12 protein-coding genes are annotated in these 14529 nt (G+C 35.2%); 3 read left to right on the forward strand and 9 right to left on the reverse strand.

From position 1 onward, the window contains the following. The first annotated feature begins 66 nt into the window (after positions 1 to 66). Together ACXR6G_RS05295 and ACXR6G_RS05300 are read left to right on the forward strand one after the other, a co-directional pair. Positions 67 to 1431 (forward strand): sigma-54-dependent transcriptional regulator, encoded by a 1365-nt coding sequence (locus ACXR6G_RS05295; protein WP_458360361.1) that lies wholly within the window; start codon positions 67 to 69, stop codon positions 1429 to 1431. After that, a complete protein-coding gene (locus ACXR6G_RS05300; RefSeq protein ID WP_458360362.1) occupies positions 1421 to 2776 on the forward strand; it encodes a sensor histidine kinase in 1356 nt (451 codons plus the stop codon). Before ACXR6G_RS05295 ends, ACXR6G_RS05300 begins: the two co-directional genes overlap by 11 nt. A gap of 91 nt (positions 2777 to 2867) precedes the next feature. On the opposite strand, the gene ACXR6G_RS05305 is transcribed toward ACXR6G_RS05300, so the two are convergent. Both ACXR6G_RS05305 and ACXR6G_RS05310 read right to left on the reverse strand, forming a co-directional pair. Next, the gene (locus ACXR6G_RS05305; protein WP_458360363.1) at positions 2868 to 3236 is read right to left on the reverse strand and encodes a YccF domain-containing protein; all 369 of its coding nucleotides are present in this window, start codon (positions 3234 to 3236) and stop codon (positions 2868 to 2870) included. Positions 3237 to 3406: 170 nt separating this feature from the next. Beyond that, entirely contained in the window at positions 3407 to 4390 is a 984-nt protein-coding gene (locus ACXR6G_RS05310; RefSeq protein ID WP_458360364.1) for a DUF3187 family protein, read from the reverse strand. A 796-nt stretch (positions 4391 to 5186) separates the two neighbouring features. Here ACXR6G_RS05310 and ACXR6G_RS05315 point away from each other — a divergent pair. Next, positions 5187 to 5498 carry a hypothetical protein gene (locus ACXR6G_RS05315; protein WP_458360365.1) on the forward strand — a complete coding sequence of 104 codons (312 nt, stop codon included), beginning with the start codon at positions 5187 to 5189 and terminating at the stop codon, positions 5496 to 5498. Here ACXR6G_RS05315 and ACXR6G_RS05320 read toward each other — a convergent pair. From ACXR6G_RS05320 to pheS, 7 genes are all read right to left on the reverse strand, one after another. Continuing rightward, positions 5475 to 6428 carry an ROK family protein gene (locus ACXR6G_RS05320; protein WP_458360366.1) on the reverse strand — a complete coding sequence of 318 codons (954 nt, stop codon included), beginning with the start codon at positions 6426 to 6428 and terminating at the stop codon, positions 5475 to 5477. The genes ACXR6G_RS05315 and ACXR6G_RS05320 overlap by 24 nt on opposite strands. A gap of 223 nt (positions 6429 to 6651) precedes the next feature. Continuing rightward, positions 6652 to 7965, reverse strand: coding sequence for an HlyD family secretion protein (locus ACXR6G_RS05325; protein WP_458360367.1), 1314 nt, complete (start codon positions 7963 to 7965; stop codon positions 6652 to 6654). A gap of 8 nt (positions 7966 to 7973) precedes the next feature. Beyond that, positions 7974 to 10181: a peptidase domain-containing ABC transporter gene (locus tag ACXR6G_RS05330; protein ID WP_458360368.1), complete on the reverse strand. Its 2208-nt coding sequence runs from the start codon at positions 10179 to 10181 to the stop codon at positions 7974 to 7976. Positions 10182 to 10572: 391 nt separating this feature from the next. After that, entirely contained in the window at positions 10573 to 10944 is a 372-nt protein-coding gene (locus ACXR6G_RS05335; RefSeq protein ID WP_458360369.1) for a hypothetical protein, read from the reverse strand. Between the two features lie 44 nt (positions 10945 to 10988). Continuing rightward, positions 10989 to 12260 (reverse strand): tetratricopeptide repeat protein, encoded by a 1272-nt coding sequence (locus tag ACXR6G_RS05340; RefSeq protein ID WP_458360370.1) that lies wholly within the window; start codon positions 12258 to 12260, stop codon positions 10989 to 10991. 246 nt (positions 12261 to 12506) lie between these two features. Continuing rightward, a complete protein-coding gene (locus ACXR6G_RS05345) occupies positions 12507 to 13211 on the reverse strand; it encodes a Crp/Fnr family transcriptional regulator (RefSeq protein ID WP_458360371.1) in 705 nt (234 codons plus the stop codon). Between the two features lie 232 nt (positions 13212 to 13443). After that, positions 13444 to 14466 (reverse strand): phenylalanine--tRNA ligase subunit alpha, encoded by a 1023-nt coding sequence (pheS, locus tag ACXR6G_RS05350; protein WP_458360372.1) that lies wholly within the window; start codon positions 14464 to 14466, stop codon positions 13444 to 13446. Between the last annotated feature and the right edge of the window lie 63 nt (positions 14467 to 14529).

A 14529-nucleotide genomic window follows, 5' to 3' on the forward strand; every position in this document is an offset into this window, starting at 1 on the left:
TGTCTAATTTTTTGAAAAGGTTTCTACTTTAGATAAAAAATAGATCTTGTTATATAGAAAACCCGAATGAAAGAAGCCAAAATATTAGTTGTTGACGATAATAAAAGCATACTTTCCGCCTTGGATCTTTTATTATCAAATTCATGTAAAAAATTAAAATGCATTTCGACTCCAAATGCTTTAATATCTGAACTGAAACTAGATAATTACGATGTTGTGCTTTTGGATATGAATTTTAAAGCCGGGATTAATACGGGTAACGAAGGGATATATTGGTTGAATCAAATTTTAGAATACAATTCAGGCATAAGCGTGGTGATGATTACAGCCTATGGTGATGTTGAATTAGCGGTAAAAGCCGTTCGGTCGGGAGCAGTAGATTTTGTACTGAAACCCTGGGAAAATGAGAAGATTTTAGCCACAATTGATATGGCATGGAAGCTCAGTAGTTCTAGAAAGGAAGTGAAAAAACTGCGCCTTAAAGAAAACGAACTTATTGCTGAAATCAACCACAATAAAAATCAATTAATTGGTTCTTCACCGAGCTGGAAATCGGTTATGAATTTGGTTCAAAAAGTAGCTCTTACTAATGCCAACATATTGATTACTGGTGAGAATGGAACTGGAAAAGAACTGGTTGCACGAGAACTACATCGATTATCGAAACGATCTCAAAAAGTAATGGTAAGCGTCGACATGGGATCCATTGCTGAAAGCCTCTTCGAAAGTGAATTATTTGGACATAAGAAAGGTGCTTTCACTGACGCTCATACCGATAGGATGGGAAAAATTGAAGCGGCTAATGGGGGGACACTTTTCTTAGATGAAATTGGAAACCTATCCCTTCCTATGCAAGCTAAACTCTTATCGGTATTACAAAACAGATCCTTAACCAAGCTTGGTGAGAACACGGCAACTGATGTCGACCTAAGATTAATATGTGCAACAAATTGCAAGCTTAATGAAATGGTGCCTGAAGGCAAATTTCGTCAGGATTTACTCTATAGAATAAATACGATACAAATTGAATTGCCTCCTCTTCGCGATAGAAGAACGGATATTCAAGAATTGGCTATATATTTTACTAAGCTATATGCCAATAAATACAATAAAAAAGACGTCAGCATTTCAAATACAGCCATTAGCAAGCTGCAGGAATACTCATGGCCAGGAAATGTCAGAGAATTACAACATGCCGTTGAAAAAGCAATCATCCTTAGCGAAAGCAAGCAAATTTTAGCCAAGGATTTTGTCTTTAAAATAGATGAGATTGCCAAAGTAGATGCCTATGGTGGTACACTTGAAGATATGGAAAAACAACTCATTACAGCTGCCATTGAGAAACAAATGGGCAACCTAAGTGCTGTTTCAACACAGCTGGGTATCTCCCGCCAAACACTTTACAATAAAATCAAAAAATATGGCATATAAATACTACAACCGCATTCTGTTTCTATACTTGCTTAGCCTAATCGCTTTGGCAGTAGTTGTGGGATATAGTATTGCCAATCTACACTATTACACCCTAGTAATAGCGCTCATCATTGAACTATTCCTAAGCTGGAATTTTATTCAATTTCTGAACAAAACTCATAAACTTATGTCCTATTTTGTACAGGCCATAAAAAATAAGGATACGACTCTACACTTTCCAAAAAAATCAGGCAACAAAATAATCAATGAATTACACCAAAGCCTGAACGAATTGAATGGTATATTGCACGAGGTTCAAGTCAAAAGCAAGATTAAAGAAACCTATTTTAGTGAGATTCTTCAGAATATAGCTACAGGTGTGATCGTCTTGACTCAAGAAGGCTACGTAACAGACGTTAACACATCAACATTGGAATTGACAGGGCTACAAACCCTTACCCATATCAATCAACTCAAACGTATAGATCCTAAATTCACTTTTGCTTTATCTGAATTAAAAAACAGGCAAAGAAAAGTTTTGGATCTTCTGTCAAATAAAGAGCGTATACAAGTGATTGCAAGATGTTCTATCATCCGAATAGAAAATGAAGATGTGAAGCTCATCACGATGCAAGATATCCGCGGTGAATTGGAACGTAAAGAGATCGATTCCTGGGTAAAACTGATTCGTGTACTGAGTCACGAAATTATGAATTCTCTTGCACCTGTCACCTCTATCTCTCAATCATTAAAACGAATTTGGGAACAAAAACAACTGACCGAACCTAATAAAAAAAATGATATTGATGTCAAAAAAACAGTGGATGGCTTAGGGGTTATCTGCCAGACCAATGAAGATTTGGTGCATTTTGTACAATCCTATCGCATGCTTTCAAAAGCTCCCGAACCACAATTAAATAGTATGGATATTTATGCCTTTTTCGATAGATTGAGTATATTACTTTCACCCATTAAAGAGAATTTTGAGGGAGAGCTTAAACTACTAAAGCCTCGAACTAATTTTAAGTTGATTGCTGATGAGCAAATGATGGTTCAAGTTATTATCAATCTGGTAAAGAATGCTTCGGAAGCATTCAATAGTCATGAATCACCATCAAATATCAAAGCAAAAATATTAGTAAACACAGTTAAAAAAGGAGACATAACCGAGATCAGAGTCAGCGATAACGGAATGGGTATTGAAGAAGAAATTATCGAAGAAATATTCATTCCTTTTTTCACAACCAAGGAAAATGGCTCTGGAATTGGTTTAAGCTATTCTCGTCAAATTTTACGTGCACATGGTGGTAGCCTAATATGCAGATCTACAATAGGAGAAACTGTATTTACAGTAAGATGGTAAAACCTCTTGAAGATTTAGGAATAGAGATTATCAATTAGTAATAAAAAAAACGATTCATCACTAATTGATAATTACTTGTAATTTTTCAGCCTTATTTAAGTGATTTACCAAAAGGAGTTAAAGCAAATCCAGCTAACTTAATATGCTGAGCGGCAAAAGGAATACCAATAATGGTTATAGCAAATAGAATGGCAAAAACCAGGTGAGTTAGAGCAATCCAAAAGCCACCAAAAATCAACCAGAAAACATTTAAAATGATGCTTAAACAACCACCCGCACTTTCGTTTGGAACAACCTTTTGACCGAAAGGAGCCAAGCCAAGAACAGAAAGCTGAATAGCCTTTAAACCAAAAGGAATCCCAACAATGGTGCAACACATTAGTATTCCTGCAATAATATATTCTAAGAAGATAAAAATACCTCCAAAAATAATCCAAATAATGTTTCCTATAATACTCATACTATTTTGAATTTATGATTTATGGCTACAATGTACAATTATCAATGGATAATTAAGAACTCGTGAAAAATTGTTTTGCTAGTTTGATCATCTATCAATTGATTTCGGGGCAATTATTAACTACACTAAACAACATACAAGCTTACCACTTTAAAACTTTCATCACTTTATTAGAAAGCATAGTTCAAACCCATATAAAGAACAAAATCGGGTGAGGTATTAATTTTTATGTCTTCTGAAAATCCGGCAGTTAAAATCGTCTTTTTACTAAGAATAAAATCGGCACCTAAAAGAAGTTGCATACCATAATCACCTAATTCCTGAGTTGAGGAATTCTTATAAAATCGAGAATGATAGTCAATTTGCATCTTTGGTGCTAACCATGTATTTGCTTTTACGGCCAATCCTAATGAAGCAAATGCAATATTTTTTATTTGCATTTTTTGTAACAAAGAGCCTGCTCCAACACGTAAGTAACCAAAGGAATAGAAAAAATAAGTAGGCCTGACACCTTTACCCGTAATTTGACCTGAAAACTGGGTAGAGAAATCAAAAGTTCCACTACCTAGTAGCTTTGTTTTATTGGCATTATTAAGCTTAAAATAAGCACGTAAAGCCATAGAATGTGATTTATATTCCAAAAGTTTAAAACCTAACTCAAAAGAGATATCTCCTACTCCAAAAAAGCTTTCATTGATATTAAAGAGTGATTGACCATTCTGCTCATAAGCATAAAAAATTTGACCAATAGGCGTATCAGTACGTGAGCCTCCAGACAGACCAAGAAAATTATGAAAGCCATTAATACTAGAATCCATAAACCCTTTGGAATGTTTGATAAAAGGCAAATTTAAACCAATCTCGAAACGAGAACTGATACCATAACGTGCTTGTAAATCCAAACGTGCCATTTCACCATCAAAGTAGACAATTTCGTTTGAACGAAATGCGTTAGTACTATTACTCGTCAAATTTAATACAGAGGTAATTGATAGCTTATTTTTAGACATTATATGTCCACCGTCAGCATTAGGAATACCAAAAAAATGAACTAAAGGACTCTGATTATGAGACAAAAAAGGCTTTACATCCGACTGTGTAAAACCAACTAATGAACTCAAACAAAAAAGAAAGAGACATAGTAATCGGGCCATAAGGCAAAATATAATTTTGATGAAACAGTAGCAAGATAAAATAATATTTGGAATAGCTTAAGAAGCAAAACGAAAAAATGTAAACGGGCAAAACAAATCCCCTGAAAAGATAATCAGAGGATCTGTAGTTTAATTAGTCGTGTCAAAATTATGGTTATAGTTGTTATATGTATTACAATTAGATGTATTCTTAATCATTTACTATGTTAATTTACAAATAATTAACCAAATAAAAAAATACATAACAATTATTTTCCATACTTGGAATATTTAAGTAGTCAAAGGCGACAAAAATTTTCACGGATTATAGAGTGAGAAAGGTATTGATACGTTATGAATAGGAATAGGATTATCACTAGAACAAAAAAATTGAAATATATAACTAGTATGAAATTCAGTTTTAAAATACTTTCAAATAACGACTCCAAATTCATGTTTAAGGGATAAACCTAAATATACTGACCGATTGTATCTGTTTGCCAATATTTTAGATGCACATTTTTATTTCGATATAATACTTTTAAATCGAACAAAAATGAACTGATAGTGTAATACAGGTTTGGGTTCATAAAATCATTATCACAAAAAAAAAAAATATTTAAAGCTGAAGTAAAGCTCTAAAAATCAAATAACAACAAAACATAATACATGTATAAAAGCATGTCAATAGGATTCAAAATAAGATGATGAATGGTTAAATATCATAGATTAATAAACAAATTACAGTGATAAATTAAACTACACATCATTTTTTTTTTTATATTTAGCATCCAAAATAAAAGTATAAACTTCTGATATGAACAAAATAACACTACTCAATATTGAGTATTTACGTCCTCAAAGAAGAATCGAAACCTACGAATTGTTGTTAAAAGACGAGAAAGAAATCTGTTACGTTTATAATTTTGAAGATAAATATTATCGCTATTTCAGGACAATACGATCACTCACTAACTACCTGAAAGATAGAATTGAACCGAAAATAAAATTTAAGAATAAGATCGAATTAAACGATTACTTGTTATATAAAAATATCGTACCAATTGAAGAGATTAATGAAGAACTCTATACGACAGAAGAGCTCTTAATGCCCATTTGCAAAAACTAAAGCTGCTGATCCCATAACACCTGCATTGGTATCAATTGATGAAAGTTCGACTTTTATTTTACCTTTTAAGACAGAAAGAAGATTTTCCTCCATATGATAAAGGGTCGGTTTTAATATTAAATCACCCGCTTTTGCCAGACCTCCTGAAAGAAATATCGCTTCTGGATTATTCAATGCTGCAATATTAGCTAGAGCCCTTCCTAATAATCGACCGGTATATTCGAATGACTCAATCGCAACCTTATCACCTCCATAAGCTGCTATAGCCAACTTTTTAGCCGATATTTTATTAAAAGGTATATCGCGAAGAACAGACTTATCATCGTATTTAGCTAAGAACTTACTCACAGTACGTTTTATACCCGTAGCCGACACATATGTCTCCAAACAACCTTTACGTCCACAAGAACATGAACGTCCTTGATCGCGGATAATAATATGCCCCATTTCACCAGCATAACCTTCATGACCACGATAAATTTTACCATCCATCACAAGGCCACATCCCAAACCAGTACCAAGGGTTACTAACATGAAATTACTCATCCCCTTAGCTCTACCATAATACATTTCGCCCAGTGCTGCAGCATTGGCATCGTTAGAAAGTATAACGGATAGTTGTAAATTTTCACCAAGGAGTTTAGCTAAAGGAAGATGTTTATCCCAGATTAGGTTAACAGCATGCTCGATACAGCCAGTAAGATGGTTAGCATTCGGAGCACCGACACCAACTCCAACCAATTCGTATTGATCGGCAAAGGCATTAAAATTTGTTTTTATATGCAAGGATAGTTCACGAACAAAGTTCTCGAAAATAGGGTAGTTGGGCGTATAAAAAGAAGAATGAAAAAGGCAAACACCGGCCTCAGTTACGAACCCATAAACGGTATTCGTACCACCAATGTCTATCCCTACTGCTAGTTTTTGCATGAGTCTAATCTCCTGTTTCCACCTAATTTAGAATAAAAGCCTGAGATGAGCAAAGATACGAAAGGTTAATGGGGAAAAAATCTAAAGGTTAAAGAGTAAGGAAATTCAAAAGCATGGACACCTGACAATTAACAATTATCGCAGGATGAAATAATTAAGTCAAATTAGTAATGAACAATTGATGATGAACAATTAGTGATTATAACTAGTTAATCGATAATTACTAATCCTTATTCGTCACGACGTGTTCCTTAAGAAGTGCTTTCAGTGGATTAAAGATGCGCTGAAGTAAGCGTTGATCTTCAGTGATAATTTCGGCAATCCCCTCAATCTTTTGAGCAAATCTTAATTTTTTTCCGTAGCTAGTTATGAGCCCATTGGTTAACTCGACATCCAAGCTATAATTATCGCCATCTGGAACCTCAGAAATGGAACGAATGCGCCCCTCAAGCATCCCATATTCCATATAAGGATAACTATTAAGCTTAATGTTTACTCGTTGTCCAAGTTTCACCTTACCAGATCGATTCATACCTAAATCAACACGAACGATAATACGAGTCGAATCAGATGGAAGAACTGTAAAAACCTTTTCGCCTTCTTTAACATTCTGATTAGCTGACCAAAATCGGTTGAAACTAACAGCACCAGAAATTGGTGATTTAAGTAGATAGTTTTGTTCCCACATATCAATTTGAGCTACTAAATTATCATTGGCATGAAGGATGATATCTTGTAATTCCTTTCTCTGATTTTCCTTATCAAGATCAAGATCGATAATATCTTGATCAACCTCATTAATCTGAATTTGAGTTGAGGAAAGGGTTGAACGTGAACCATGAAAAGCATAGCTCTGTTGTAGGAAATTCTTTTCAGATTTTTGATAATTGGCTTTTGAAATCACTCCGCGGGTATAGAGCAGAGAATCCCGATTAAATTCCTTGCCAACAATTGATAGCTGCTGCTCCAAAATATCACGCTGCTTGTACTGACGATTGTAATACATGCGATAATTACTTCTTTTCTGAATCAAAGAAGCTTTCTTTTTTTTGTGATATTGCAACTCAACAAAACGTTTGAAATCTGCACAAGCCTTTAAATAGTTATTAAACTGTACTTGAACTTCTCCAAGTCTGTAATTCTTACCTGCATAAACAAGACCTATCTGCTTTGTCTCATCAAGAAGAGCGCTCGTTTTTCTCAGCTCATCGCGTAAGCTGAAAATATCTTCAAAATTCGCTGGATTTTCGATGACAGCGAGCAGATCGCCTCTTACAACCTTCTGCTTATCTTCTACCTTCAATTCTACAATCTTACCATTTACACGAGCGATCAACTCAGCAGGAGGATTCTCAGTCGTCAAAACAAGCTTTGATTCAATAACCTCAGGATAAGAAAAGAACCAAGAGCCGATGACTAATATCAGCACGACAAGAAACACCAATCCCGAACCAACACGAACGATCCATGAAGGCATTTTACCGAGTATTTCTTGAACGGATTCCGATCTTAATTCTATGTTTGTATCATTTTCCATAAACCTAATTAATTTCCAAGTTCAAGTTGATTCTTCACCAATTCATAATACCTGCCTCTTAACTGGGTCAAGTCTTTATGGTTTCCGTATTCAACGATCTGCCCTTTATCCAACACAATAATTTTATCAGCATTGCGAACCGTGCTTAAACGATGGGCAACAACCACAACGGTTCGACCTTCGTTAAACTCATCCAAGTTTTCCATAATAGCCTTTTCGTTATTGGCATCAAGAGCATTGGTCGCTTCATCGAAAAAGAGGAATTCTGGGTTCTTATAAACAGCACGGGCAATTAAAATTCTTTGCTTCTGTCCCTGGCTCAAACCATGACCACTAGCCCCAATTTTAGTATTATATCGCAAAGGCAGTCCGTCAATAAATTCTTGTATACAGGCTACCTGAACGGCATAAAGCAGACGTTTTTTATCGACAATCTCATCACCTACTGCAATGTTTTTAGCAATAGTATCCGAGAAAATAAAACCATCCTGCATCACCACACCACAGTTCTGACGCCACATGGCCGAGCTATAATTCTGAATGGATACACCACCCAAATTAATCTTCCCTTTGGTTGCGGGATAGAATCCCAACATGAGTTTGATTAAAGTTGTTTTGCCGGAGCCAGAAGCACCAACAATAGCCGTTGTTTTTCCTTTTGACACATGTAAATCAACCTCATTCAGCACCATCTCAGAATGTGGTCCTTCATACTGGAAGCTTACTTTTTCAATATGGATGGATTTATCTTCTGGTAATTCAATCAATTTCTCATCCTTATCCAATTCCTCGTCATCCATTTCATGAATCTCACCTAAACGCTCGAGTGAAATCTTAGCATCTTGCCAGGAATGGATAAACTGCACCAAATTATCGATTGGGGAATTCAACTGACCAAGAATGTATTGCACAGCCAACATCATACCCAAGGTCATGCTGCCATTAACAACGGCCTGTGCAGCTAAAAAGGTGATGACAATGTTTTTGGTTTCATTAAAGAATACCGAACCTGACACCTGATATTGATTCAGTGCAAGTCCTCTGGTTCTTACCTGAAAGAGTTCTGCCTGAATATTCTCCCACTCCCATCGTTTTTGTTTTTCGCAATTATTCAGCTTAATTTCCTGCATCCCAGTAATCAACTGCACTAGAGAATTCTGATTGCTTGATAATTGAGCAAAACGTTTTCCATCCAATTCACGACGTTTTTTAAGGAAGAGGTTAATCCAGATGATATAAAGACTGGATCCCAAAAGGAAAACAAGAAATATGGTCATATCATAAATAGCCAACACCACACCGAAAATCAACAAATTCACCATCGAAAACAAAATATTTAAGGTCGATGATGTAAGGAAGTTTTCAATACGGGTATGATCCTGTATACGTTGTAAAAGATCACCAATCATCTTAATATCGAAGAAACCAATAGGTAGCTTCATCAACTTTATTAGGAAGTCGGATATCAAGGAAATATTGATTCGGGTTGATATATGTAAAAGTATCCAGGAACGAATAAACTCAACTGATATGCGCGATATAAAAAGTACCATCTGGGCTATCAGAACCAAATAAATGAAACTGAGGTTCTGCGTATTGATACCGATATCAACAACCGATTGAGTCAGAAATGGGAAAATAAGCTGCAACATACTTCCGAAAAGCATGCCCAAGAACAATTGAAAAAGAAACTTCTTGTAGGGTTTTAAGTAGCGTAATAAAAAGGCAATACTATTTTTCTTAGAGCCATTCTCATCCTTCGCTTTATAAAAATCAGGTGTTGCCTCCAACAATAAACACAAGCCTTTCAATTCACCATCAACCTTAGTCGATGCCCAGGCTTTTACAAATTCCTCCTTGGTAAACTTCAGTAAGCCAGATGCTGGATCAGCAACATGAACGATAGTTTTATTCTTCTTTTTCTCGATTTTGTGAACCACTACAAAATGGGTTTGGTTCCAATGGCAAATAGCAGGCAATGTAGCTTGGTCAGCCAACTGATCAAAGGTGATTCGTACCCCCATACTACGAAAACCGATGCTCTCGGCCGCATCAGCAATACCCATCATCGACACACCTTCACGAGTGATATAGGATTTGTCACGTAGGGATTGTAAGCTATAGGTTTTACCGTAGAACTTCGATATCATACGCAGGCAAGTCGGCCCGCAGTCCATGGCATCGAGTTGACGAAAATGGGGAAATTTCTTTTTCATAGATCAGGACCAGTCATTTACAAACAAATCAATTGATTATAAAAAACATGTGTTTAGTAAAGCTTAAAAATATAGCTGAAAATTGAATTTTCAGCTATAATTTAGAAAGTATTTATGGTCAAGATCAAAATCTGATGGATAAACAGCTCTAACAAGGTGGTAAAATCACTAATGTTTAATAAAAAGAGAATCGGGAAGGGGAGTAATACCAAGCTCAGCTCTGGCCCTATTAGTTTTCACTTTATCCTCTATATGTGGCATTCAGAATTGAGATCCATATAAAACTCTTCGTGAATTTTTGGCCCAATAGTATTTATCCAAAATAGACTATAAAGTTCCCTCCTTTAATTCGCCCTTCTTCACCAAATCAACGAAAAATGACAAATATTCTTCATTGATTTACAAGCATGTGTGGATTATGCAACATAACAGCTACAAAAGCAGACTGTACACATTCACGAGAAAAGTTATCCTTCCCTAATAATTTCTCAGACGGCATACCATGTGTTTTTACAAAATCTAAAATTTTAAAGAAATTAATGGAATCTAAATAGGGGGAAAGCTTTATCGCACCAGTCTCTTTACGTGTTATAAGTTTCATGTCTCTAATCCCTTGATCTGAGCCATAAATTAGAGCCAGTTCAAAAGACAAACTATCTTGTAATTGTGTTTCTTTAATAGTTAACTCTTTATCATGAAACATGTAAAATCCCAAAATTGATAGCACAATTATTGATGCTAATCCTATAACTTTCTTATTCATTAATGTAGTTTACTAGGTTAAACTAAGAACATACCAATAATATTTTATTGCTCCATAAACAGATCTTCTTTCAATTTATCAATTCTTGATTTGGAGTAATCACGAATAGAAGCGGATAAAAGATCAAGCCCCTTCTTCTCATCAATACTTTCAAACACTAGTTGGTAGAATTTTATAGCTTCTTTCTTTTTATCCAAAGCATCGTATTGCTCAGCAATTAAATATAAATAGAACTTCTTTTTTGGGTTTAGTTTATGAGCAATTAAGTAATTATCCAATGCTTCTTTATGTTGTTTTTTATCTGCAAAAATAATTCCTTTCTCTTTATGAATTATTGAAAGAATGGAAGAGTCGGGTCGCATCAATTTCAATGATTCATCAAACAACTCCAAGCCCCTATCAGGATTGAAAAGATGTGATTCAGCCATGGCCAAATAGAAGACAACCTTCACATTAGTACTATCTACCTGATAAGCTTTAGTTAAGAGCTTTAAAGCTTTATCCGATTTCTGAAATTTTTGATAAAGAATACCAGCATTACGCATGGTGTTTATGGTTGAGTCTCCAAGACTTAGGGCTTTTTCATATTGCTTGAGTGCTTTCTTTTCTTGATCAATCTTGATATATGCCGATGCAGCAATTTGAATAAAACGGATATTGGTTGAATCTTTTTCCAACACCATATCGCATACATCGAGAGCTGCATCAGGATCAACTTTCAAATAAACACGAGCTAATTTACTATTGGTTTCATAGTCTAATGGATTAATATCCATAGCCATTTCGTAATACTTAATCGCATCGTCGTACTCACCTAGTTGCTTGTAATTATCTCCTAAATGAATCCAATAAAATATTTGAGAAGCATCGTTATTATTCCCTCTGTGAAGCAAGTTTATGGCGGCAATTCGTTCTTTAGAAAATTCATGAATTAAAATCCGTTGCTCAAAAGTTCTAAAGTCTGGTCTCTGTTCCTTAAGTAGTACATCTAATTCAGTTCTAGCTTGCAGGTACATGCCCTGCGAAAAATAGAGATTTGCCAATTCACTTCTAATCTCCAGCTTGTTTTCACAAAATTTGAATGCAGCTTTTAAAACCTCTATGGCATCAGCATTCTGACCTTGTTCAAGTAAGGCATATTGTTTCCAATAATAGGCTTGGTAATTGCTTTGATTCGCTCGTATTTTCGCGTTAGAGGTCGTGATTAGATTATTCCAATCTTTCTTTTGCCAGAGCTCAAGTAATTCAGTATTCTGGGCAAAAAGTGTGAATTGAAGGCAACTTAAGATGATTAATAAGTTTAGGGTCTTCTTCATGATAATTAATTGGGTAGTGAGAATTGGGTTAACAAAATCAAATCTACTATTTTTATAGTAGAATCAAGATGTAGATAACATCTTTTAACATAGTGCTGTAATATTAAACTTGACAGATTAAACAGCAGAACGCGAATAAATCTGTCGGGATTGGATATAAAAAAAAGCACCATCCGAATAAACGAACAGTGCTTTAGTATATTTTAGTCAGATTGAAATCATCAATCCAAAGTCTACAAATTAATATTAATAAACGCCTCCAACTCTTTTGAGTGAGCGAACATCAACAATCTTAATCTTTCTACCTTTTATCTCAATCAAGCCATCATTCTTAAATTCGGATAACAAACGAATGACTGATTCTGTTGCAGTTCCAACCATATTGGCAAGTTCTTCGCGTGTTAGAGAAATTTGAAGTGTATTATCGGGAGCAAGACCAAAGGTCTCCATCAATTGCATTAAGACCTCTGCTAAGCGTTCTCGAACCGATTTCTGTGCTATGTCAGTAATATAACTATTAGCTTCTCCAAGTTCCTTACAAGTCATTTTAATCAACTCCATAGAGAACTCAGGGTTTTCTTGTATCAATTGAGTTAAAGTATGGCTAGGAATGAAACAAACAAGAGCATCTTCAATTACTTTAGTGGAGGTACATGCTGGCTCATGACTAAGAGCAGATCGGAATCCAATAATATCGCCTGATTTAGCAAAACGAATGATCTGTTCTTTACCTTCAAGTCCTGTTTTGAAGACTTTCAGAACACCTGAGTAAACAAAATAACAACCACGTGCAGAATCGCCTTCAGCATATATGACCTTACCCCTTTTCAGCAATTCGCATTCCTCTTCCCAAAAAAGAAGATTCATCTGATCGCCATTTAAATGTTTAAACCTTTTGGCAAAACATTCGGCTAATTGATCACAATTTGGAAAAGCTTGATTTTGATTCATTTTCAAAGCTATTAAAATCTAAAGAACTAAATTTTCAACACATCAAAAAAGCCCATTATACATACTTATTTCGGTTTTGAAAGATCATTTTAGAATGGTATTTCGCTTCCTAAATGGGCAGATAAATATAGCAATTTAACTTCGAGAAAAACAAGCTCTAAAACTTTACTTAAAAAAAAATCCCGAGAGCTTATAAAGCTCTCGGGATCTATATATTATGATTATGTATAATCTAGAATCCTGCAGCAGAAAATTGCTCAAGGAAACGAATATCATTTTCAAAGAACAAACGAAGGTCCTTAATTCCATATTTCAACATGGTAATACGCTCGATACCCATTCCCAATGCAAAACCTGTATATTTCTTACTGTCGATATTGTTAAGATCCAAAACATTTGGATCAACCATACCGCAACCCAAAATCTCTAACCATCCTGTACCCTTACATACATTACATCCATCACCTCCACAAAGTGAACACGTTACATCAACCTCGGCCGATGGCTCAGTAAATGGGAAATAGGATGGGCGAAGACGAATCTCAGTTTTCTCACCAAAGAATTCTTTTGCAAAATAACTAAGCGTTTGCTTCAAATCAGCGAAAGAAACATTCTCATCGATATACAAACATTCAATTTGATGAAAAATACAGTGTGCTCTTGCCGAAATAGCTTCGTTACGGAATACACGACCTGGAGTCAAACAACGAATTGGCAATTCCATTTCAGACATATCATGAGCCTGAACCGATGATGTATGCGTACGCAATAAGATATCTGGATCCTTCTCTATAAAGAAAGTATCCTGCATATCACGAGCTGGATGCTCCTCTGGGAAATTTAATGCTGAGAAGTTATGCCAATCATCTTCAATTTCTGGACCTTCAGAAATGGTAAAACCTAAACGTGAAAAGATCTCAATAATTTCATTCTTAACTAATGACAATGGATGGCGAGATCCTAACTTTACTGAATCAGAAGGAAGACTTAAATCTAAACCCGATTTGTCAAAATCAGAATTAGTAAAACTATCTTTCAGTTCATTTACTTTATCAAGTGCAGTAGTTTTCAACTCATTTAAAAGTTGTCCTACAGCCTTCTTTTCTTCATTTGGCACATTCTTAAAATCGCCAAAAAGAGCAGCAATTGTTCCTTTCTTACTAAGATGTTTAATTCTGAATTGCTCTACCTCGTCGAGATTAGTCGCTGAAAAAGCTCTTAATTCCTCTAATAATTCGTTTATCTTACCTACCATCATTGTATTGTTTAGTCAACTAAATAGGGCGGCGAAGTTACAAAAGATTGTTGAATATTAATA

Source organism: Ancylomarina sp. YFZ004 (assembly GCF_054254355.1).